The following is a 24,283-nucleotide window of genomic DNA, read 5'->3' on the forward strand; positions in this document are numbered from 1 at the left end:
GCCGATGCCACGGCCGATGAGCAGGTGCGCCAGCCGGTTGGCCCGGGCGTTCAGCTCGGTGTACGTCAGGCCGGCGGCGCCGTCGGTCACGGCGACCGCGTCCGGTGTCCGCGCCACCTGCGCCTCGAACGCCCGGGGCAGGGTCGTCAGCGGGAACGGGGACGCCGCGCCGTTCCAGGTCACCAGCAGCCGCTCGCGCTCGGCGGTGTCGGTGAGGCCGAAGGCGCTGATCGGCCGGTCAGGCCGGGCCGCCGCGGCCTCCAGCAGCCGTACGAAGCGCGCTGCCAGGGCCTCGGCGGTGACGTGGTCGAACAGGTCGGTGCTGTACTCCAGCACCCCGTCGACCCGGTCCGGGTGGCCGTCGTCGGTGTACCGGTCGGTGAGGCTGAACAGCAGGTCGAACTTGGCCGCGTCCACCTCGGCGACGTCGGGGGTCACCCGCAGGCCGGGCATGGCGAATTCGGGGTCGGCGTTGTTCTGCAGCGTCAGCATCACCTGGAACAGCGGGTGCCGGGCCGCCGACCGGACCGGGTTGAGCAGCTCGACCAGGCGCTCGAACGGCACGTCCTGGTGGGCGTAGGCGGCCAGATCGGTTTCCCGCACCCGCTCCAGCAGACCGGCGAAGGTCGGGTCGCCCGAGGTGTCCACGCGCAGCACGAGCGTGTTGACGAAGAAGCCGACGAGGTCGTCCAGGGCTTCGTCGGTGCGCCCGGCGATGGCGCTGCCGATGGGGATGTCGGTGCCCCCGCCGACCCTGCTGAGCAGGGCGGCGAGCCCGGTCTGCACCACCATGAACAGGGTCGTGCCGTGCGCGTGTGCCAGTTCGGCGAGGCGCGTGTGCAGACCGGTGTCGAGGGTGAACAGCACCCTCCTGCCGCGGTGGCCGGCCACCGCCGGGCGGGTCCGGTCGGTGGGCAGGGCCAGTTCCTCGGGCAGTCCGTCGAGGGTGCGCGTCCAGTGGGCGATCTGGCGGGAGATCAGGCTGTCCGGGTCGTCCTCGCTGCCGAGGAGGTCGTGCTGCCACAACGCGTAGTCGGCGTACTGGACGGGCAGCGGTGTCCATCCCGGGGCCCGGCCGTCGCGGCGGGCCGCGTAGGCGGCGGACAGGTCCCGGGCGAACGGCCCGTTCGACCAGCCGTCGCCCGCGATGTGGTGCATCACCAGCAGCAGGACGTGGTCGGCCGGGGCGAGCGCGAACAGGTCGGCGCGCAGCGGCGGTTCGGCGGTCAGGTCGAACCGGTACCCGGCTGCGGCGGCCAGTTTCCCGGCGAGCGCTGCCTCGTCGGTCCGGTGGACCGGAAGGGCCACGGCCGCCTGCTTCGGATCGAGCACGAGCTGATGCGGGACACCACCGCCGGTCTCGGGATAGACCGTGCGCAGGGTCTCGTGCCGGGCGACCACGTCGTTCAGTGCCGCGCGCAGCGCGGCGGTGTCGAGGTCGCCGGTCAGGCGCAGCGCGAACGGCATGTTGTAGGCCGGGCCGGACGCCTCCAGCCGGTGCAGGAACCACAGCCGCGCCTGGGCGAACGACAGCGGCACGGTGTCGGGGCGGTGTGCCGTGGCGCGCAGTGCGGGCCGCCGGTCGTCTCCTCCGGCGCCGATGCGGGCGGCGAGCCCGGCCACCGTGGGCGCCTCGAACACATCCCGCACCGACAGCTCCGCGCCGAGCACGGCGCGGACCCGCGAGACCAGCCGGGTGGCCAGCAGCGAATGCCCACCCAGGGCGAAGAACCCCTCATCGATCCCGGGACGGCCACACCCCAGCACCTCCGCGAACAACCCGCACAGCATCTCCTCCCGCGCCGTACGCGGCCCACGACCACCCACCGACCCCGCCAGATCCGGAACCGGCAGAGCACGCCGCGCCACCTTCCCACTCGGCGTCAGCGGCAACGCGTCGAGCACCACGACCACCGACGGCACCATGAACTCCGGCAGCGACCGAGCCGTATGCGCCCGCAGCTCCTCCGGGTGCGCCCGGGTGCCGGGCGCGGGCGCCACATACGCGACCAGGCGCTGGTCGCCGGGCTGGTCCTCGCGCACCACGGCCACCGCGTGCCCGACCGTGGCATGCCGCGCCAGGACGGCCTCCACCTCACCCAGCTCGATCCGGAACCCGCGCAGCTTCACCTGATCGTCCGCCCGCCCGGCGAATTCCAGGGCGCCGTCGGCCCTCCAGCGGGCCAGGTCGCCGGTGCGGTACATCCGCGTCCCCGGCGGCCCGAACGGATCGGCCACGAACCGCTCGGCGGTCAGCCCCGGCCGGTTGAGGTACCCCCGGGCGAGCTGATCGCCGGACAGGTACAGCTCTCCGGTGACGCCCGGCGGTACCGGGCCGAGGCCCGCGTCCAGCACGTACGTCCGGGTGTTCCAGACCGGTCTGCCGATCGGCACCGCGCCCGGCTCACCGTCGCAGGCCCAGGCGGTGACGTCGACGGACGCCTCGGTCGGCCCGTACAGGTTGTGCGGCTCCGTGCCCAGGACCTCCCGCGCCCGCCCGGCCAGACCGGCGGGAAGTGTCTCGCCGCTGCACAGGACCCGGCGCAGGCCGGTGCAATCGGCTGCGGCGGGTTCGTCCAGGAAGGCCCGCAGCATCGACGGTACGAAGTGCACGGTCGTCACCGCGTGTTCGCGGATCACCGACGCCAGGTACGCGGGGTCCTTGTGGCCCTCGGGGCGGGCGACGACCAGCCGTGCGCCCGCGATCAGCGGCCAGAAGAACTCCCATACCGAGACGTCGAACCCGGACGGGGTCTTCTGCAGAACGGCGTCGGAGGGCTCCAGCCGGTACGTGTCCTGCGTCCACAGCAGCCGGTTGACGATCCCCGCGTGCGGGACGGCCACCCCCTTGGGGCGGCCGGTGGAGCCGGAGGTGTAGATGACGTACGCGGGGTTCGCGGGTCCGGGCGCGACGCCCGGATCGGTGTCCGGCCGGGCGTCGTGGCCCCGGGTGTGCGCCGGGTCGTCCAGGACCAGGACCGGGCGGGCGTCGTCGAGCATGAGGCGGACGCGCTCGGCCGGGAGGTCGGGATCAAGGGGCAGATAGGCGGCGCCGGTCTTGAGGACGGCGATCAGCGCGACGACGAGTTCGGCCGAGCGGGGCAGGGCGACCGCCACCACCCGCTCGGGTCCGGCACCCCGTGCGATGAGGGTGTGGGCGAGCCGGTTGGCCCACGTGTCCAGCTCCGCGTACGTCAGGGTGGCGTCGTCGGCGATCACCGCGACGGCGTGCGGTGTCCGGGCGGCCTGTGCCGCGAGGAGTGCGGGCAGGGTGGTGGACGGGACCGGGTGCCCGGTGTCGTTCCACACCGTCAGGACCCGCTCGCGCTCGGCCTCGTCGAGGACCGGGAGGTCCGCCAGGGTCCGCTCCGGGTCGGTGGCCACCGCCTCCAGCAGCGTGACGAAACGGTCGGCGATCCCCCGGGCCGTGTCCGCGTCGAACAGGTCGCTCGCGTAGTCCAGGAGACCGCTGATCCCGGCCGGGGCGCCATCGGGGCCGCTCTCCTCGGTCACCGTGAACGCGAGGTCGAACTTCACCGCCGTGGTCGGCACCGGCAGCGGGCTCGCCTCCAGTCCGGGCAGCAGGCCGAGCGGGATCCCGTCGGTGTTCTGGAGCGCCAGCATCACCTGGAACAGCGGGTGGCGGGCCAGCGACCGGGTCGGTTCGACCACGTCGACCAGGTGCTCGAAGGGGACGTCCTGGTGGGCGTAGGCGGCCAGGCAGGTCTCGCGGGCGCGGGTCACCAGATCGGTGAAGGCGGGGTTGTCCGAGGTGCTGGTGCGCAGGACGAGGGTGTTGACGAAGCAGCCGACGGCGTCGTCCAGCGCGTCGTCGGTACGGCCGGCGACCGGGGTGCCGAGCGGGATGTCGGTGCCCGCGCCCAGCCTGCCGAGCAGCGCGGCGAGGGCGGCCTGCACCACCATGAACAGGCTCGCGTCGCGGTCGCGTGCGAGGTCGCGGAGCCGGGTGTGGGCCGCCGCGCCCACCGTGAACGCCACCCGGCCGCCCCGGTGGGAGGCGACCGCCGGACGGGGCCGGTCGGTGGGGAGGGCGAGCTGTTCCGGGAGGTCGGCCAGGGACCGCTTCCAGTACGCGACCTGGCGGGAGATCAGGCTGTCCGGGTCGTCCTCGCTGCCGAGGAGGTCGTGCTGCCACAGCGCGTAGTCGGCGTACTGGACGGGCAGCGGTGTCCATCCCGGGGTCCGGCCGTCGCGGCGGGCCGCGTAGGCGGCGGACAAATCCCGCGCGAACGGCCCGTTCGACCAGCCGTCGCCCGCGATGTGGTGCAGGACGAGGACCAGCGCATGGTCGTCGGGGCCGAGGGCGAACAGCTCGGCGTGCAGCGGGGGTTCGGCGGTCAGGTCGAAGCGGTGTCCGGCCGCCGCGGCGAGCGCCCCGGCGAGCCCGCTCTCGTCCACCTCGCGGACGGGCAGGGCGAGGGCGGCCCGCTCCGGGGCGAGCACGAGCTGCCGCGGGGTGCCGCCGGTGTCGGGGTAGACCGTGCGCAGGATCTCGTGCCGCCCGGCCACATCGGCGAGGGCGGCGGTCAGCGCGGCACGGTCCAGGGTGCCGCGCAGCCGCAGCGCGAGCGGCATGGTGTACGCGGCGCCCGCGCCGTCGAGCTGGTGCAGGAACCACAGCCGGCCTTGCGCGTACGACAGCGGCAGCGGGTCCGGCCGGTGCGCGGCCGGGCGCAGCGCGGGCCGCGCCTCGCCGGCGGTGTCCTCGATGCGGGCGGCGAGCCCGGCCACCGTGGGCGCCTCGAACACATCCCGCACCGACAGCTCCGCGCCGAGCACGGCGCGGACCCGCGAGACCAGCCGGGTGGCCAGCAGCGAATGCCCACCCAGGGCGAAGAACCCCTCATCGATCCCGGGACGGCCACACCCCAGCACCTCCGCGAACAACCCGCACAGCATCTCCTCCCGCGCCGTACGCGGCCCACGACCACCCACCGACCCCGCCAGATCCGGAACCGGCAGAGCACGCCGCGCCACCTTCCCACTCGGCGTCAGCGGCAACGCGTCGAGCACCACGACCACCGACGGCACCATGAACTCCGGCAGCGACCGAGCCGTATGCGCCCGCAAAACGGCCGGGTCCGCGACGGCTCCGGGCACGGCGACCACGTAGGCGACCAGCCGCCGGTCGCCGGGCCGGTCCTCCCGTACGACGGCCACGGCGTGGGTCACGTCCCGGTGGCGCGACAGGACGGCCTCGACCTCGCCGAGTTCGATGCGGAAGCCGCGGATCTTCACCTGGTCGTCGGCCCGCCCGGCGAATTCCAGGGCGCCGTCGGCGGTCCAGCGGCCCAGGTCGCCGGTCCGGTACATCCGCGCCCCGGGCTGACCGCTGAACGGGTCGGCCACGAACCGCTCGGCGGTCAGCCCGGGGCGGCCGAGATAGCCACGGGCGAGCTGGGCGCCCGTCAGGTACAGCTCACCCACCACCCCGGGCGGCACCGGACACAGCCCGGCGTCGAGGACGTACGCCGCCATGCCGGGGATCGGCCGGCCGATCCGGGGCCGTTCGGCGCTCGCGACGGTGGTGCCGACGGCGTCCACGGTGCATTCGCTGGGCGCGTAGTAGTTGTGCACCTCCGTGGCGGGCAGGGCCCGCAGCTTCCCCCACAGCGCCGGGCCGGTGGGCTCCGAGCCGAGCAGGATCGCGGCGGGCTGGTGTCCGTCGCCGCCGAGGAGGCCGAGGCCGAGGAGTTCCCGGGTGAAGGTCGGAGAGATGGCCAGATAGCCGATCCGGTGGCGGCGTACGTAGGCGCCCAGCGCGGCGGGGTCGCGGCGGGTGTCCTCGTCGATCACGTGGAGTTCATGGCCGGCGAGGAGGCCGAGCAGTTGCCCGACGCTGAGGTCGAACGACAGCGACGCGGTGTGCGCCACCCGCAGCCGGCCGCCGGACGCCCGCGCCGCCGGGGCGAAGACGTGTGTCCGGTGGGAGGCGTAGAGCCCCGCGATGCCGCCGTGCCGGAGGACCACGCCCTTGGGCACACCGGTCGACCCGGAGGTGTAGACGACGTAGGCGGCGTGGTCGGGGTGGACGGCGCGCGGCGGGAACGGCCCGCCGGGGGGCTCCGGAGCCGACAGGACGTCATCCAGCCAGATCACGTCCGCGGTGTGGCCGCCCAGCCGCGCGGTGGCCGCCTCCTCGGCCACCAGGACGCGCACCCCGGAGTCGGCGAGCATGAACGCCAGGCGCTCCTCGGGGTATTCCGGGTCCAGCGGTACGCACGCCCCGCCCGCCTTCCAGATGCCCAGGACGGCGGGCACCATCGCGGCCGAGCGGGTCACGCACAGCCCGACCAGCGTGTCCGGGCCGACGCCGCGTTCGGCCAGCCGCCGGGCCAGCCGGTCGGCCCGCGCGCGCAGCCGCGCGAACGTCAGCGTCTCGCCGCCGGCGACCACCGCGGGCGCGTCCGGGGTCAGCGCCGCCTGCCGTTCGAACAGCTCGGGGAAGGTGAGGACGGGAGCGGCGCCGGGGGTTCCCGCCCAGTCAGTGAGGATCCGCCGCCGCTCCTCGGGGGCCAGGATCTCCAGCGTTCCGATGCGCGCGTCCGGCTCGGCCGCCGCCGCGCGCAGCAGCGCCACGTAGCGGGTCAGGAGCTCCTGGGCGGTGGCGTGGTCGTACAGGTCGGCGCTGTACTCCAGGACGCCGCCGAGCCCTTCGGGCTCACCGGCCGGGCCGCGCGCCTCGGTGAGGCCGAACGAGAGGTCGAACTTGGCCGCGCCGACCTCGGCCATGTCCGGGCTCACCCGCAGCCCGGGCAGCTCCAGCCGGGGTTCGGCGTTGTTGTGCAGGGTCAGCATGGTCTGGAACAGCGGGTGCCGGGCCGCCGACCGGGCCGGGTTGACGGCCTCCACCAGATGCTCGAACGGCACGTCCTGGTGGGCGTAGGCGGCGAGCGCGGTCTCCCGCACCCGGGCCAGCAGGTCGGTGAATCCGGGGTCGCCGGAGGTGTCCAGGCGCAACACGAGGGTGTTGAGGAAGAAGCCGACGAGGCCGTCGAGGGCGTCGTCGGTGCGCCCGGCGATCGCGCTGCCGAGCGGGATGTCGGTGCCCGCGCCGAGCCGGGTGAACAGCGCCGCGAGAGCGGCCTGCAACACCATGAACAGGCTCGCGCCCGATTCCCTGGCCAGCGCGTCCAGCCGGGCGTGCAGGTCGGCGTCGACGCGGATCGGCACGGTCCCGCCGGTGTATCCGGCGACCGCGGGGCGGGGCCGGTCGGTGGGCAGGGTCAGTTCCTCGGGCAGTCCGTCGAGGGTGCGGCTCCAGTAGGCGATCTGGCCGGAGATGACGCTGCCCGGGTCGCCCTCGTCGCCCAGCAGCTCCCGCTGCCACAGCGTGTAGTCGGCGTACTGGACGGGCAGCGGGTCCCACCGTGGCGGCTCACCGCGCAGGCGCGCCGCGTAGGCGGCGGACAGGTCACGGGCCAGCGGGCCGTTGGACCAGCCGTCGCCCGCGATGTGGTGGACGACCACCACCAGCACATGGGTGTCGGGGGCGAGTGCGAGGAGTTCCGCGCGCAGCGGTGTCTCGTGGGTGAGCCGGAACCGGTGGGCCGCGGCGGCGGCGACGGCCTCCGCGAGGCGGGCCCGTCCCCGCTCCCCGGTGCCGTCGATCGGGCGCACCGGCAGTTCCACCGCGGCGGCGGCCGAACCGGCCTCCAGCACGACCTGGTGCGGTACGCCTCCGGATTCGGGGAAGACGGTGCGCAGGCTCTCGTGGCGGGCCACCAGGTCGCCGAGGGCGGCGGTGAGGGCGGCGTGGTCGAGGTCGCCTTCGAGGCGTACGACGAACGGCAGGTTGTAGTTCGGGGCGGCGCCCTCCAACTGGTGCAGGAACCACAGCCGGGCTTGCGCGTAGGACAACGGGATCGCCTCCGGGCGGCGCCCGCGGGGGCGCACCGGGGGGCGTCTTCGGCCGTGGGCCCCGGTCAGCCGGGCGGCGAGACCGGCCACGGTCGGGGTCTCGAACACGGCGCGGATGGGGAGTTCCGCGCCGAGTACGGTCCGGATGCGGCTGACCAGGCGGGTGGCGAGGAGGGAGTGGCCGCCGAGGGTGAAGAACCCGTCGTCGATCCCGGCCCGGTCCACGCCGAGGACTTCGGCGAACAGCCCGCACAGGATCTCCTCCTCGGGGCCGCGCGGCGGGCGGCTCGCGCCGGTCCTGGCCCGGGCGGGCGTGGGGAGGGCGGGCCGGTCGACCTTGCCGTTGGCGGTCAGCGGGAGCGCGTCGAGCGTGGTGAACAGCGCCGGGACCATGGCCTCGGGCAGCCGCCGCGCCACGTGCCCGCGCAGGGTCTCCGGGTCCGCGTCCGCTCCGCCGGCCGGGACGATGTAGGCCACCAGCCGCTGGTCGCCCGGCCGGTCCTCGCGCACCGCCACCGCCGCCTGCGCGACCGAGGGGTGGGTGGTCAGCGCGGCCTCGACCTCACCGGGTTCGACCCGGTGGCCGCGGATTTTGACCTGTTCGTCGGCGCGGCCCGCGAACATCAGCGTTCCGTCCGCGGTCCACCGGGCCAGGTCGCCGGTCCGGTACATCCGTGTCCCCGGCGCGCCGAACGGGCCCGCCACGAACCGCTGCGCGGTCGGCCCCGGCCGGTTCAGATAGCCGCGCGCGAGCTGGGCGCCGGCGATGTACAGCTCGCCGGTGACACCGGGCGGCACCGGCCGCAGCCGGTCGTCGAGCACATAGGCCCGCATGCCCGTCATGGGGCGGCCGACCGGGAGGGCCGGGCTGTCCGTCGCCTCGCCCGGGGCGAGGGCGAAGTCCAGGCAGCCGACGGTGGTCTCGGTGGGGCCGTAGTGGTTGACGACGGACACGTGCGGGTGGCGTGCGCGCCAGGCGGCGAGCGGCCCGGCGGGCAGCACCTCGCCGCCCAGCATCAGCTGTTCGACCGGGGCGAAGGTGTCGGGCAGCGCGGCCAGGAGCGCCAGATGGCTCGGGGTGGCCTTCATGAACGTGGCCGGGGTTCGGGCCAGCCGCGCCGTCAGCCAGGAGTCGTCGTCCAGCGCGGCCACGACGGCGCATCCGCCCGAGGTGAGCGCGCCGTACAGGCCCGTGACGGCCAGGTCGTAGGCGAGCGCGGTGGGCACCAGAACCGTCCCGTCCAGGCCGGTGTAGACGCGCCGGGCGCGGGCCACGTAGTCCGCCAGGCCCCGGTGGCCGACCACCACGCCCTTGGGGGTGCCGGTGGAGCCGGAGGTGTAGATGACGTAGGCGGGGTGGTCGGGCAGCAGCGGCGCGGTCCGGTCGGTGTCGCGGGGGCGGGTGGCGGACTGCCGCTCCAGCGCCCGCGCGGTGTCGGGGCCATCGAGCAGGAGGGGGACGGGGCCGACGCCGGCGGGCAGACCGGCGGCCGCCTGCCGGGTCGTCACCAGCAGTGCCGGGGCGGCGTCGTCGAGCAGGCGGGAGACGCGCTCGCGGGGCTGGAAAAGGTCGATCGGCAGATAGGCGGCGCCGGACTTGAGCACGGCGAGGAGGGTGACGACGAACTCGGCGGAGCCGGGCAGCGCGACGGCGACCACCCGCTCCGGACCGGCCCCGAGGGAGATCAGCAACCGGGCCAGACGGTTCGCCCGGGCGTCGGCCTCGGCGTACGACCACTCGTTGTCCGGCGCGGCCACCGCGGGGGCGTGCGGGGTGGCGGCGGCCTGCCGCTCGAACAGCTCCGGCAGCAGGGCGGGGGGCCGCCGGTCGGGCGCGCCGGTATCGTTCCACTCGGTCAACAGGCGGTGGCGCTCGGCCCCGCTCAGCATCTCCAGGCAGGACAGGGGCCGGTCCGGGGCGGTGGCGGCCGCCTCCAGGAGCCGTACCCAGCGGTCCGCCAGCGCCCGGGCGGTGGCACGGTCGAAGAGGTCGGCGTTGTACGAGGCGTAGCCCTCGATACCGGCCGGGGCGCCGTCGCACCGGGTGGCCCCGGTCAGGTTGAACGCCAGGTCGAACTTGGCGGTGTCCGACTCCACCCGTTCGGCGACGGCGCGCAGGCCGGGCAGGTCGACGGACGGCCGCAGCCCGCTGGTGAACGTCAGCAGCACCTGGAACAGCGGGTGGCGGCTCAGCGACCGGGTGGGGCCCAGCACGTCGACCAGGCGCTCGAAGGGCACGTCCTGGTGGGCGTGGGCGGCCAGGTCCGTCTCGCGTACGCGGGCGAGGAGTTCGCCGAAGGCCGGGTCGCCGGAGGTGTCGGTGCGCAGCACCAGGGTGTTGACGAAGAAGCCGACCAGGTCGTCCAGGGCTTCGTCGGTGCGGCCGGCGACGGGGGTGCCTACGGGGATGTCGGTGCCCGCGCCGTGCCGGGTGAGCAGCGCGGCGAGCCCGGCCCGAAGCACCATGAACAGCGTCACCCCGTGGCGTTCGGCCAGGGACGCGAGCCGCCGGTGCGCGGCGGCGTCCAGGCGCACCGGTACCGTGCCGCCCCGGTGGCCGGGCACAGCGGGGCGGGGGCGGTCGGTGGGGAGGTCGAGTTCGGCGGGGAGGCCGGCCAGCGCGCGGGCCCAGTACGCGAGCTGGCGCGCGACGGCGCTGTTCTCGTCGGCCTCGTCGCCCAGCAGCTCCCGCTGCCACAGCGCGTAGTCGGAGTAGGTCACCGGCAGCGGGTCCCAGTGGGGCGGTCCGCCGCGCAGACGGGCCGCGTAGGCCGTGGAGAGGTCGCGGGCCAGGGGGACCATGGACCAGGCGTCCCCGGCGATGTGGTGCACCACGACCGACAGCACGTGCCGGTCCGGGCCGAGGGTGAACAGTTCGGCGCGCAGAGGAGTTTCGCGGGTCAGGTCGAAGGCGGTGGCGGCGCTCGCGGCCAGGGCCCGGTCCAGTTCGGCGGGTCCGACGTGGTGTGCCGGCAGGGTGGCGGTGGCGTCCGCGGCGTCGAGCACGACCTGCCGGGGCGCGCCGTCCGATTCGGGGAAGACCGTGCGCAGGGGTTCGTGGCGGTCCACCACGTCGGTGAGCGCGGCGCGCAGTGCGGCCGGGTCGAGCGTGCCGTCCAGCCGCAGCACGAACGGCATGTTGTAGTCGGCCCCGGCCTCGGGTCCCTCCAGCCGGTTGAGGAACCACAGCCGGCGCTGGGCGGAGGAGAGGGGGATCACCTCGGGATGTGTCACGGGCCGCAGCGGTGGCCGGGTGGGTCCGTCCGCCGCGCCGAGTGCCGTGGCGAGACCGGCGGCGGTCGGGGCCTCGAACAGGGTGCGCAGCGGGAGTTCGGTGGCCAGCGCTGCCCGTATCCGGCTCAGCAGCCGGGTCGCCAGCAGGGAGTCCCCGCCGAGGTCGAAGAAGCCGTCGTCGGGCCCGACCCGGTCCACACCGAGGACGTCGGCGAACAGCCCGCACAGCAGCCGCTCGGTGGTGTTGCCCGGCTCGCGCCGGGTGGGCGCGGGGGTGAAGTCGGGGGCCGGGAGGGCGGCCCGGTCGAGCTTGCCGTTGACCGTCAGCGGCATCCGGTCCAGCACGACGACGCCGGCCGGGACCATATGGGCGGGCAGGATCCGCGCCGCGTGCGCCCGCAGCTCCGCCGGCTCGGGGCGGGTTCCGGGCGCGGGGACCGCGTAGGCCACCAGCCGTTTGTCGCCGGGCCGGTCCTCCCGCAGGAGCACCACGGCCCGGGCGACCGCCTCGTGGCGGGCGAGAGCGGCCTCGATCTCCCCGGGCTCGATCCGGAATCCGCGCAGCTTCACCTGGTCGTCGGCGCGTCCGGCGTAGTCGAGCCGGCCGTCCTGGTGGAGCCGGGCCCGGTCCCCGGTGCGGTACATCCGCGCCCCCGGCGGGCCGAACGGGTCGGCCACGAACCGCTGTGCGGTCGGCCCAGGATCGCCCAGGTATCCGCGTGCGAGCCCGGGGCCCGCCACGTACAGCTCGCCGGTGACACCGGGCGGAAGCGGCTGGAGGGCGCCGTCGAGCACGTACGCGCGCAGGTCGGGAATGGGTGCGCCGATGACGCCGCGGGGCGGCTCGGCCGTGGCGTCGGCCTGGCCGAGCGGTGCCGCGGTGACGTGCACCGTGGTCTCGGTGATGCCGTACATGTTCACCAGCCGCGGGGCGTCGGCCGGATGGCGGGCGTACCAGTCCCGCAGTTTGCCGGGGTCGAGCGCCTCGCCGCCGAAGATGACGGTGCGCAGGGCGAATTCCGCCGGGCGCCGGGCCTCCTGGTCGGCGCTGATCAGTTGGTGAAAGGCGGACGGGGTCTGGTTGAGCACGGTGACCCGCTCGCGTACGAGCAGGTCCCGGAACTGCCCCGGGGCGCGGCCGACATCGTGCGGTACGACGACCAGCCGGCCGCCGGACAGCAGCGGACCCCACATCTCCCAGACGGAGAAGTCGAAGGCGAAGGAGTGGAACAGCGTCCACACATCGTCCGTGCCGAAGCCGAACCACGGCTCGGTCTCGGTGAACAGCCGCACCACGTTGCGGTGCGGGACGACCACGCCCTTGGGGGTGCCGGTCGATCCGGAGGTGTAGATCACGTACGCCGGGTGTGCGGGGTCCAGCGGACTTCTCCGGTCGGCGTCGGTGAGGTCGCCGCCGGGCGCGGCGGCCAGGTCGCGGAGGGTGGTATCCGCGTCGAGCGGCAGCGTGGCGTCCGTACCGTGCGGCAGCCGTATGGCCACCTCTCCCGTGGTGACCAGGCACACCGGGTCGGCGTGGGCCAGCGTGAGCGCGATCCGTTCGGGTGGATAGCCGGGGTCGACCGGCAGATACGCCGCGCCCGCCTTCACCACCGCGAGGAGGGCCACCACCAGATCGGCCGAGCGTGGCAGCGCCACGGCAACCAGCCGTTCCGGCCCGGCCCCGCGCTCGATGAGCAGCCGGGCCAGCCGGTTGGCCCGCTCGCCCAGCTGTGCGTAGGTCAGGGCGGCGTCCCCGGCGGTCACCGCGATGGCGTCGGGGGTGCGGGCGGCCTGTGCCTCGAACAGCCGCGGCAGTGTGTGCGGCGGGGCGTCGTGGCGGGGTGCGGGGGCGGGTGACACCGCGCGTGCGCGCTCGTCGGGCGGCAGCAGGTCGAGCCGGCCGATCGGTATCTCCGGACCGGCCGTCGCGAAACTCTCCAGCAGGCGCAGGACGCGGCGCCCGTGGGCGGCGCCGTCGTCCGCCTCGTACACCGCCGGGTTGGTGTCCAGGTGGAGGCGCGGCGTGCCGTCGCCGGCGCGGTCGTCGACGCACAGGGAGAGGTCCTGGACCGGGCCGATCGAAAGGTTGCCGGGGACGGCCCGCGCCTCGCCGAAGGCCAGGTCGTAGGAGAAGGGCATCACGTTGACCGTCGGGCCGAAGAGGCGTCGGCCACCGGCCACCGCCCCCAGCTCCCGGCTCAGATCCTCGTAGCGGTAGCGCTGGTGCCTGAGCAACTGCCGGGCCTCGTCGTTGACGTGCCGCAGCAGCTCCCGGCCGGTCATCGCGGGCCGGATGTCCAGCCGGAGCGGCAGTTCGTTGGACATCGGTCCTCGGATGCCGCGTCCGGCGCCGGTCCGCCCGGTCACCGGGACGCCGAGGGCCACGTCGCCGGCGCCGGTGGTCCGGCTCAGGTACACGGCTGTGGCGGCCATCAGCACGGTGGGGAAACCGACCCGTAATCGGCGTGTCAGCGCCCGCAGTCCGGCCGTGGTCGCGGCCGGTATCCGGGCGGTGTGCCGGTGGAAGCTCCGCGAGACAGCACCGGTCCGCCCCGAGAGGCTCACCGGTTCGGGGCGGTCCGTCAGCCGGCCCAGCCAGTGGTCCCGGTCGTCGGTGAAGCGTGCCGATCCGCGGTACGCCGCGTCGTCGGCCAGCAGCGAGTCCAGCGAGCCGCTGCCGTCCTCGCGCACCGGCTCGCCGCGCACCAGGGCGGTGTACACCTCGGCCACGCGGTGCGCGAACAGCGCGCACATGTATCCATCGGTGACCAGGTGGTGGCCGCGCAGATAGAGGACGTGGCGGTCGCCCCCGGTCCGCAGGAGCGCGAGGACGAAGGTCCGGCCGGACTCCAGGCTCACCGGACGCGCCACTTCGGCCCGCATCCACACCTCGGCGGCGGCACGCGGATCAGGTTCCCCGGACACGTCGAGCACCGGGAACGGCCAGTCGGGCACCGGCGCGTACACCTGCCGGGGGCCGTCGTCGCCCTCGGTGAAGCCGACATTGAGCGTGTCGGTCTCCGCCACCGCCCGGCGCAGCGCGCCCTCCAGCGATGTCACGTCGAGCGGCCCCGTGATCTCCAGGTACTCGGCGGTGTTGTAGGCCGGGCTCGTGGGATCGAGCCGCTGCGCGAACCAGATGCCTCGCTGCGCCGCCGAAAGGGGCCAGCCGCGGCGCGGATCACCGGACACTACGCATCCAATCTTTCCGGCACTCGCCGAATGGCAAGGCAAGTGGAGTCGATAGTGATGACCCAAGCCGAAACCAGCAGCCTGGTAGCGATTGCGCGCATGGAGAGTACAAAGGCTTCCGTCAGGAGCTCCACGGTGACCTACGCCACGTTTGACGCGTCAACTCTCACGTCGCGCGGCTCCTCGCCCGGCCAGCGCGGCGGCGAACCCGGCAGACCACGCGTTACCCGCGGTCGGGCCTGAAAGGTCCTGACGTGTTCTGTTCACTCATCTCATGCCATCAAGCCATAATGTGCCCCCGGTAGTTGCCTCAAACCGCGACGCCCGGCCCGAAGAGGCCCCGGGGTCCGTCGCCCGTGGGCCCGATCGCCAGGCTGTGCGGTGACGGCGAAGGCAGCCGCCGCGCGGGCTCCACCGGGCTCGGGCCCGCTGCCGAGGAGAGCGGAGAAGGCGCACCCGTTGGGCGTCTCCCGCGCCGTTGCCATCGGCGGCGGCCACGACGCCCCGGAACGGGTACGGTCCGCACGCGCTCTCGGCTCCGCACGGCACCCGTCACCGCCTTGCGCTGCCATCGGCCGGCCACCGGCGGACACGCGGCCGGCCCGGCATCGCCGTCCGGCGCGTCGGCAGTGGCGCCTCCGGTGCGCAGGGCGTGCCGCGGCGATCCGGCGCCCCGGGCCGGCCGCAGCGCTACGCGGATCGCGATTCGAACGTGAAATACATACTCAGACAGTGAGGCTCGGCCTCACTGTCAAGGAAGTCCCTCCCCGCTCGGCGTGGAGTACTCCCTCACACCACTCGGCGAGTCGCTCCGCGACCCTTTCAGATGCCTGCACCAATGGACGATCGAGCACAGCGACGAGGTCCAGTCGGCGCAGCACGAATACGACGCGCGGTCATCGGGACGGTAGCCGCCCTACCAACTCCTCGGGGGGGGGTCGCCGCCGAGTACCTCGGCCTCTCGCCACACACCCTCCATGTCTGACGCCATCAGCTTGCCCGCGGAGGGCCTTCGGCCTTCATGGGGAACAAGCCCTGGGGGCCTTGACCCCGAATCCTGGGCACGGGCGTGGATGTTCGCAGCGAGGACGACGACCGCGATGACCAGGCCGGGGACGTCCCCGGCCAGGCCGCGTTCGCCTGACGCCGTGGCCGGCGGCATTCTGCCCTGCGTCAGGGCCCGGACAAGCCCGGGCCCGTCTCCGAGGTCATCCTCACCGCGCGGTGTATCCGCCGTCCGCGTAGACTTCCGAGCCGGTCATGAAGGTTGAATCGTCGCTGATCAGGAATGCGACGACGGCTGCGATCTCCTCCCCGCGGCCCAGCCTTCCGATCGGGGTGCCGACCAGCATGGCTTCGTGACGGGCCGTGTCCTCGTACCTCTCGAGCAACTGCCGGGTCCCGATGAAGCCGGGGTGCAGGGAGTTGACACGAACTGCGGAGCGCGCCCAATGCAGCGCCGCGTTCTTGGAGAGCGTGCGAACCGCCCCCTTCGCAGCGTGGTACGCCGCGCTGTTCCCCATGCCGCCCACCGTGCCGAGGATCGAGGAGACGTTGACGATCGATCCCCCTCCCGAGGAGGCGATGAGGGGGCCGAGGTGCTTCATGCCGAGCCAGACCCCGGTGGAACCGATCGACATGACCGCCTCCCAGTGCTCGATCGTCTCGTCCTCGACCGTGGCGATGCTGCCGATGGCAGCGTTGTTGACCAGTCCGTCCAGTCGGCCGTACTCACCGCGGATGAACGCGGCCACATCAACCCACTGCGACTCCTCGGCCACATCGAGCCGCGCCGTCACATGCCGTCCCGGCGTGCCGTTCAACTCTGTGGCGAGGGCGGCGCACGCCTGCTCGTCGAGGTCGGTGAGCACAAGGCGGGCGCCCTCCTCCGCGAGTCTGGCGGCCGCGGCCGCGCCCAGTCCTCCGGTGGCACCGGTCACGCACACGACCTTGCCCCTGATGCGTTCATCCACCGCCGGCACAGCACACCCCATTCATCGAGTCAGCCGAGGCTGACGAGTGTCTTTCCGGTCGTTCGGCCGGCGATCATCTCCGTCAGCGCGTGCGGAGCCGACTCCAAGCCCGTGAACACGGTCTCGTGATGAGCCAGCTCGCCGCTGCGAAGCCATGCCGTCATCCGGTGCTGCATCTGTCCCAGGAGCCGCAGGTTGCTGCTCCCTCGGAACCCACGAAGGGTCAAGTCCTTGGACACCGCGAGGAACAGATTCCGTGTCCCGGCCGAGCCGGACTCGTACTCCGAGATCGAGCCACACATCGCTACGCGCCCGCCCCTCCTCAAGTGCGAAAGGGCGGCCTCGAGGTGGGTCCCCCCGACGGAGTCGAAATAGACGTCGATGCCGTCGGGCGCGATGTCGCCCAGCCTCGCCTCGAGGTCCCCCGCCCGGTAGTTGAAGGCGTCGAGGCCGAAGCGGTCGCGCAGCCACTTGACCTTGTCGTCGGTGCCCGCGCTGGCCACTACCCGGTTGCCCACGAGCCGTGCGATCTGCACGGCCAGGCTGCCCACCGCCCCCGCGGCGGCCGAGATCCAGACGGTTTCCCCACCTCGTAGCGCGTCAACGACGTGCAGACCGGCATAGGCCGTCAATCCCATGCCGCCCAGCGGGCCCAGATACCACTGCGGCTCGCACGCACCGACGTCCAGGCGTGTCAGGGTGCCGAGTCCGTTGAGCTGCTCGGCCTCCGCGTCCACGACGGCGTACTCGCGCCAGCCCTGGGCGTGCCACACGGCATCACCCGGAGTGAAGCCCGCGGCCCGGGACTCCACCACCTCCCCCACGGTCATGATGCCGTCCATGGCGCGGCCGAGTGGGAAGGCGGCGAAATAGCCGGAGGGCGCGTCGGGACGTAGCCGCAGCCGAAGGCCGGGGTCCACCGATGTCCAGGTGTTGCGCACGAGCACCTGCCCCGGCCCCGGCCGGGGCACGGGGACCTCGACCACTTCGAAGTCGTCCGGGCTGACGCCGCCGACCGGGTATGTCCTGACCTGGATCTCCCGCCCAGTCCGCATCATGCCGGTACCACCGCTTGACGTACTCCGACGCTGCATATTGAACCAATATCAGTTTGGTTTGATCGGGCGCAAGGGCCTTGGCGCGCCGACTGAGCGAGGTGGAGGAGGTCAGGGAGGCTGTTCCAGGGGGTGGGCTGCGATGTCGTTGCGGACAGAAGAGCTACCAGCGAATCCCGGCGAGGACAGTGCGGCCCGCCCGGTGGCCACATGCACCGGGCGGGCCGTGCGGCGTTGCGACCGCGGGGAAGGCGCCGCTCTCATCCGCGGATCGGGTCAGTGCCGGGGCTGGGTTCGGTCGCGGGCTCTGGCGGCGTGCCGGCCGCTGGGGACATGGTCAGCGACCTTGGCGCTGTGCTCGAAGCCCGTGACGACGGCCTGACGCGGATCGGCGCCTGCCGACTCCGACCTTCAGCCCGGTGGCCGGGATCTCCCAGGCGTAGGCCGCCGGTGCGATGTCGGCCGTGTTCACAGCAGGCATCATGTGGTCTTCCTTTCCCATGGTGTGGTGAGGGGCGGATCGGCGACCTGGGCGACGGCCAGGTCGCCGAAGCCGACCACTGCGACGTCGGCGGAGACCGGTCGGCCTGCCTCGCACAACGCGCGCAGCGCTCCCACACCCATGTTTGCCGTCGGCGGCGAACACCCCTTCCACGTCGGGGCGGTTCGCCAGCAGTGCGCCCATGGCGGCGCAGGCGGGCGGGGCCGGGCTGTCCGGTCCTCCGCACCGCCCCACCGGACGTGGCGGCCTCGGTGTCCGGACGCTCTCCGTCTCCTCGGCCATACGGGCCATCGGATCGTCCTCACGCAGCGCCATCAGCATGATGCCGTCGGCCGCCCTCGGGCCGAAGGAGCTCCCCGACCCGACGCCGGCGAGTTCGGTCCCCTCGTCGAGCGTCGGCTGCCGACGCGGCGCGTCTTCCGTCATGCGTCATGACCCCTTCCCTCTCGGTCGGACGGGAAGCGTTGTCCTCGGAGACCGGAGGTTGGGAGCGCTTCCAATTACGAGTCTGTAGAGCCTCGTTATCGCTCCGTGAAGGGCGAGTTGCACCTCGGCTCTTGACAGCTTGACCAGCTAGCAACACGATACGGGCCGCACCTCAAGTTCTCTCAGTCCTGCGTGGGAGCGCTCCCAAACAGGGCGCCTCCGATGCTCGCTGCCGACCTTCGACCCTGTCGTCCTTGCCGGAGGATCACCGGCACAAGGGGGCGTTGTACCACCGCACTTCCTCAGCGCGTCGCTCGCTCGTGGCCGGGAGCGTGCGACACATCCCTGTCAGGAAACCGAGGTACAGCCATGCGCCACAGACTCCGCGCCCTGGTGACAGCGCTCCTCGCGCTGCCGCTGGCGCCGGCGCTGGCGCTGGCCGTCGCACCGTCCGCCCACGCGGCCGACCCGACCACCATGACCAACGGGTTCTATACGGACCCCGACTCCAGCGCGAAGCGGTGGGCCGCCGCCAAGCCCGGCGACGGCCGGGCACCCGCGATCGACGTCCCCATCGCCAATACCCCGATGGCCCGCTGGTTCGGCTCCGGGAGCCACCGACTCGCGCAAGGCTCGTGGGCATCCCGTACACCGCGCAAGACAGCCATCCAGGCAGGGAGGGCATCGCGCGGCGGACTTGTATCACGACGAATCCGTCCGGACAGCCTCTGACGGGGCCAACCGGAATCGCCTACTCAAGAATCAAGAGGTCCTCATGCGCAGAGGAAGTTTCAGCCGCAAACGTCTGTCTGTGATGTTCGGCGCCCCGGTCGCAGCCCTGGTCTCGTTGGCGGCGACGCTGGTCGCCAGCCCGGCTCAGGCGGACACCAGCGCGTGTTCTCTTCCGTCGACGTACCGGTGGACGTCTACGGGTGTGTTGGCGCAGCCGTCGAACGGGTGGGTCTCGCTGAAGGACTTCACCAACGTGGTGTACAACGGCAAGCACCTGGTCTACGCGTCGAACGTGTCGGGCTCGTCCTACGGTTCGATGAGGTTCAGTCCCTTCACGAACTGGTCGGACATGGCGTCGGCCGGACAGACCGGGATGGGCCAGGCCGCGGTGGCGCCCACGCTGTTCTACTTCGCACCCAAGAAGATCTGGGTGCTGGCGTACCAGTGGGGTGCGTGGCCCTTCATCTACCGCACGTCGAGCGACCCCACCAACCCCAACGGCTGGTCCTCGCCGCAGCCGCTGTTCACCGGCAGCATCTCCGGCTCCGGCACCGGTCCGATCGACCAGACCCTGATCGGTGACGACCAGAACATGTACCTGTTCTTCGCCGGTGACAACGGCAAGATCTACCGAGCGAACATGCCGATCGGGAACTTCCCGGGCAGCTTCGGCTCGTCGTACACGACGGTCATGAGCGACTCGACGAACAACCTGTTCGAGGGGGTGCAGGTCTACAAGGTCCAGGACCAGAACCAGTACCTCATGATCGTGGAGGCGATGGGTTCGAAGGGGCGCTACTTCCGCTCGTTCACGGCCTCCAGCCTGAACGGTTCGTGGACCCCGCAGGCCAGCAGCGAAAGCAACCCCTTCGCCGGCAAGGCCAACAGCGGTGCCACCTGGACCAACGACATCAGTCACGGTGACCTGGTCCGCAACAACCCCGACCAGACCATGACCATCGATCCCTGCAACCTGCAGTTCCTCTACCAGGGCAAGTCCCCCTCCGCCGGCGGCCCCTACGACCAACTCCCCTGGCGGCCGGGCGTCCTTACCCTGCAGCGCTGACCTCGCGCTTTCATCGGGTGAGCTGCCCGCGGCTTGATCGCCGACGCGAGAAGTGCTTCTGACCCGCGACGACAGGGCTTGGCGAGAATCCTGTCGGTTGCGGGGAAAGAAGCACTTCTCAGGTGAGCCCTCGGGGCATACCCGAGGGTCCGTGTTGAGGCGACGCCACCTCCACCACGGCAACCGCGACGTCATCGCCGACAACGACCCGGCCGAGCAGAAGAAGGCGATGAAGTTCAACGCGCCGCTCACGAAGTCGAGCGTGTAGCTCGTCATCGACGGTGCCAGTGCGGCCACACGCTGACCTCCAGCAGTCCCGACAGCGTGTCGAGGACGTTGGAGGCCCTACGGGGTGTTCCGGCTCACCCGCGCACAGCTCGACACAGCCGAGGGAGCCGCGACCTGGCCCGTCGAGACCGAGGCGTGGGTCGGGTCTGACACCGAGCTCCGTGTCACCGCTCCCGTGGCGGCCCAGGTCGTCGCGGCGGACGGGACCGCGACCACCCTCCGGATCGACGCCGACTGGTTGCTGGTCCTGACCGGCATACAGCCACACACACCTCGGCTGTGTCCGGGAAGCCAGGTCGAACCCGGCGACGAGATCGGCGTGCTGCCGGGCGGGGCGGCTCCGCGGCGGCTCGTCGTGCGCCTGTGCCGCTCCGACACTGATCCCTCAGGACCCTCCTTGGTCACCGCGGACCGGGTTCCGGCCTGGCTGCGGCTCACCCGCGACCCAGCCGGGCTGATCGGACTGACGTCGCTCGTCGAGCACGACACAGCGGCGGCCGAGCTGCAGCGGCGCGAACGCATCTTCTCGCATGCCCAGGAGCGGTATTACGAGCGCCCGATGCAGATCGAGCGCGGCTGGCGACACCACCTCGTCGACACCACCGGCCGCGCGTACGTCGACATGGTCAACAACGTGGCCGGGCTCGGACACGCACACCCGGCCGTGGCCGATGCGCTCAACGACCAGTCTCGCCTCCTCGCCACGAACTCCCGCTTCCTTTACCGCGAGCTCGCCGACTACAGCGAGCGCCTCCTCGCCACTCTCCCCGAGGGCACCGGCCTCGACACCGTACTGCTGGTGAACAGCGGCTCCGAAGCGGTCGACCTGGCCATCCGGCTGGCCCAAGCAGCGACGGGACGCGACACGATCGTCGCGATGCGCGAGTCCTACCACGGCTGGACGATCGGCACCGACGCCGTCACCACCAATACCTACGGCCTCGTCGACAGCGTCGGCCCGCGCCCGGACTGGGTGCACGTCGCCGACAGCCCCAACGCCTACCGCGGCACCCACCGTGGTCCGGACGCCGGCGCGCGCTACGCGGCCGACCTCGGCGCCGACCTCCTCCGCCTCACCTCCGAGGGACGTGACGTCGCGGCCTTCCTCTGCGAACCGCTGCTCGGCAATGCGGGCGGGGTACTGCTCCCGGATGGCTACCTCGCCGAGGCGGCTCCTTCGGCACCGCCCAGTTCTACCGCACCCGCACCACGGCCTTCAGTCCCGCATGACCTCGGGTTCATGCCGGCGCAGCAGGCGGGCCACCGCGAAGCCGCAGGCCAGCCCGATGGCCAGGAGCACACCGAGGTCGATGCCCCACTGGGTGACGGTGTGGGCCCACAACGGGTCGACGTCGTCCGGCTTGTCGAGATTCCAGGGTGGCATGGTGTGCGCGAGGTCCAGTGTGGTCCCGGCGCCCGCGACCGCCCAGCGGGCGGGCATCAGCCAGCCGACCTGTTCGATGCCCGGGGAGTCGAACAACTGGAAGAGGACCCCGGTGAAGACGACCTGGACGACGGCGAACATCACGAGCAGCGGCATGGTCTTCTCCGTGGTCCTCACCAGCGCGGAGATGACCAGACCGAACATCATGGTGGTGAGGCCCAGCGCGCTGATGACCACGCAGACCTCGACGGCCGTGGGCATGAGCACCCCCCGGGCGGGCAGTTGGCGGACGGAGAAGCCGATCACGCAGATGATGACACCCTGCATCGCGGTGATCAGGCCGAGGACGATCACCTTTGACATCAGATAGGCGGATCGGGACAGCCCCGTGGCTCTCTCCCGTTCATAGATCACCCGTTCTTTGATCAACTCACGTACGGAGTTGGCCGCGCCGGAGAAGCACATGCCGACGACCAACACCAGCAGAATCGTTCCGGACTCCTGGTTGTAGCGGAAACGACTGTCGGGCGGTGGCGGAGCGAGTCCGTAGGGCGCGGGAACCAGACAGCTCACTCCGCCCAGCACGGCCGGGAGCAGCAGCATCAGCGCCATGAAGCCCCCGTCGGAGGCGATGACCGACACATAACGGCGCATCAGCGTCCACAACTGGCCGAGCCAGCCCTGCGTTCTGGGCTTCAGGGCTCGCGCGCGCGGGTGCGCCGCGGGGGTGCCCTGCGCTTGCGGCGGTACGGCCGAGTCGATCTCCGCGAGGCACCGGTCGTACTGCCGGGAGGCCAGCCAGCGCCCGCCCCAGTCGTCGTCGCGATGGTTCTCGAAGGCGGAGAAGACATCGGCCCAGCTGTCGTGACCGAAGAAGTCCAGGGCCTCGCCCGGGGGACCGAAGTACGCCACGGAGCCACCGGGCGCCATGACCAGCACCCGGTCGCACAGGGCAAGTTCGGCGACCGAGTGGGTCACCACCAGCACGGTGCGGCCGTCGTCGGCGAGCTCCCGCAGCAGCTTCATGACATCACGGTCCAGGCCCGGGTCCAGACCGGAGGTGGGCTCGTCGAGGAAGAGCAGGGAGGGCTTGGTCAGCAACTCCAGGGCGACGGACACCCGTTTGCGCTGGCCGCCGGAGAGCGAGGCGACCTTCTTGTCCCGGTGGACGTCGAGCTTGAGCTCCCGGAGCACCTCGTCGATGCGGGCCTTGCGCTCGGCCGCCTTGGTGTCACCGGGAAAGCGGAGCCTGGCGGCGTACTTCAGCGCGACGTCGACGGTCAGCTCCTTGTGCAGGATGTCGTCCTGCGGGACGAGGCCGATGCGGTGGCGCAACTCGGCGAACTGGGCGTAGAGATCGCGCTGGTCGTAGAAGACCTGACCGCGGTCCGCGGGCCGGTAGCCGGTGAGTGCGCGCAGCAGGGTGGACTTCCCCGAGCCCGACGGCCCGATCACCGCGACCAGCGACTTCTCGGGGATGCCGAAGGAGACATCGTCCAGGATGGTCTTGCCGCGCCCGACGGTCACGGTCAGGTCGCGGGCGGTGAAGGAGACCTCGCCGGTGTCGACGAACTCCTCCAGCCGGTCCCCGGCGAGCCGGAACGTGGAGTGGCCGACACCCACGATGTCGTGCGGGCCGATGATCCGGCGGCGGTCCACGGGCTGCCCGTTGACGTAGGTGCCGTTGTGACTGCCGAGGTCGACGATTTCGAAGCGGCCACCGGGCAGGGGCCGGAACTCCGCGTGGTGGCGGGAGACATGCGGGCCCTCCACCACGAGTTCGTTGTCCTGGGCGCGACCGATCCGCAGCCGCTGCCCCCTGACGATCTGGTGGACGCCCGAGGGGTTCCGGTCGAAGGAAAGGGTCGCGGCGGCTCCACGGGGAGCGTCCGCGGGTGTGTCGTCAGCACGCGTCTGATCGTCACGCACCGCCTCCGGGGCTCCGGTGAAGTCCAGCCGTGTGCCGGTGGAGACGTCGCCCAGCCGGACGATCGAACCGTGGGCGATCTCGATCCGCTGGACGCGGCTCCCGTCGGCGAACGTGCCGTTGGCGCTGCCGAGATCTTCGATGACCCATGTTCCGCCGTCGCAGCGGATCATCAGGTGCCGCCGGGAAACCCGGCGGTCGACGCACGGGATATCGGCCTGCTGGTCGCGCCCGATGGTGTAGCTCCGGGACGCGTCCAGGGGCCAGGTGCGTCCATTGGTATGCAGTACAAGTTCCGGCACGTGTGTTCCAAGTCGGTCGTCGGCGCGTAGATCATGGCCGGCGTGGAAGAGGGCGCCGGAGCCGCGGAGGTTGCGCGCCGCAGGTGTGCGTTGTGCCCGGCTGCGCGCGTAACAGGACGGTAATGGGTTGCGGTTGGGCGGAACGGGCCGTCGACCGGTCCGATCTTGGTGCTCGACATCGCTCGCTCGTACCGACGCGCCGCGTCTTCCTCGGGCGGCGGTTCGGGGCAGGGCGGTGGGAGGGAGTCCGCCGGGACCGGCTGTGCTCGGGCCGCACCACGCCGCTGCCCGAGCACCCACCGGGGCGGACTCCCCTGTTCC

Annotated in this window: 4 protein-coding genes and 5 pseudogenes (1 of these 9 cut by a window edge); 3 read left to right on the forward strand and 6 right to left on the reverse strand. The window is 72.4% G+C overall.

Annotated elements, in window-relative coordinates; translation table 11 throughout:
* From ASC60_RS30815 to ASC60_RS39990, 5 genes and pseudogenes are all read right to left on the reverse strand, one after another.
* Positions 1–14,307, reverse strand: partial view of a non-ribosomal peptide synthetase gene (locus tag ASC60_RS30815; protein ID WP_055556717.1) — the 5' portion only. It extends 8,817 nt beyond the left edge of the window; the window shows 14,307 of its 23,124 coding nt (coding positions 1–14,307); its start codon is at positions 14,305–14,307; its stop codon lies off the left edge, out of view.
* A 1,214-nt stretch (positions 14,308–15,521) separates the two neighbouring features.
* On the reverse strand, positions 15,522–16,301 hold the full coding sequence (locus ASC60_RS30825) for an SDR family NAD(P)-dependent oxidoreductase (RefSeq protein ID WP_055556725.1): 780 nt from the start codon (positions 16,299–16,301) through the stop codon (positions 15,522–15,524).
* A gap of 8 nt (positions 16,302–16,309) precedes the next feature.
* Positions 16,310–17,374, reverse strand: a complete 1,065-nt coding sequence (locus ASC60_RS30830) for an NADP-dependent oxidoreductase (RefSeq protein ID WP_370592984.1) — start codon at positions 17,372–17,374, stop codon at positions 16,310–16,312.
* A 343-nt stretch (positions 17,375–17,717) separates the two neighbouring features.
* Positions 17,718–17,816 (reverse strand): annotated as a pseudogene (locus tag ASC60_RS44215) (ABC transporter ATP-binding protein); the annotation flags it as partial.
* 23 nt (positions 17,817–17,839) lie between these two features.
* Positions 17,840–18,207: pseudogene (locus ASC60_RS39990) on the reverse strand (substrate-binding domain-containing protein); the annotation flags it as partial.
* 425 nt (positions 18,208–18,632) lie between these two features.
* Here ASC60_RS39990 and ASC60_RS39995 point away from each other — a divergent pair.
* The 3 pseudogenes from ASC60_RS39995 to ASC60_RS44220 form a co-directional block, all read left to right on the forward strand.
* Positions 18,633–18,920: pseudogene (locus ASC60_RS39995) on the forward strand (endoglucanase); the annotation flags it as partial.
* Positions 18,921–19,158: 238 nt separating this feature from the next.
* Positions 19,159–20,061: pseudogene (locus ASC60_RS30840) on the forward strand (non-reducing end alpha-L-arabinofuranosidase family hydrolase); the annotation flags it as partial.
* Positions 20,062–20,908: 847 nt separating this feature from the next.
* Positions 20,909–21,460: pseudogene (locus ASC60_RS44220) on the forward strand (aminotransferase class III-fold pyridoxal phosphate-dependent enzyme); the annotation flags it as partial.
* A gap of 105 nt (positions 21,461–21,565) precedes the next feature.
* On the opposite strand, the gene ASC60_RS30850 reads toward ASC60_RS44220, so the two are convergent.
* Complete coding sequence (locus ASC60_RS30850; protein WP_055556729.1) at positions 21,566–23,962, reverse strand: FHA domain-containing protein; 2,397 nt, start codon at positions 23,960–23,962, stop codon at positions 21,566–21,568.
* Positions 23,963–24,283 lie beyond the last annotated feature (321 nt).

The sequence above is a fragment of the Streptomyces sp. NBRC 110028 genome, from assembly GCF_001417735.1.
GTDB lineage: Bacteria > Actinomycetota > Actinomycetes > Streptomycetales > Streptomycetaceae > Streptomyces.

Excerpts from the sequence above, each read along its gene's own strand:
- ASC60_RS30825 (WP_055556725.1), bottom strand. The coding sequence starts at position 16,301 with ATGGGGTGTGCTGTGCCGGCGGTGGATGAACGCATCAGGGGCAAGGTC.
- ASC60_RS30830 (WP_370592984.1), bottom strand. The coding sequence starts at position 17,374 with ATGCAGCGTCGGAGTACGTCAAGCGGTGGTACCGGCATGATGCGGACT.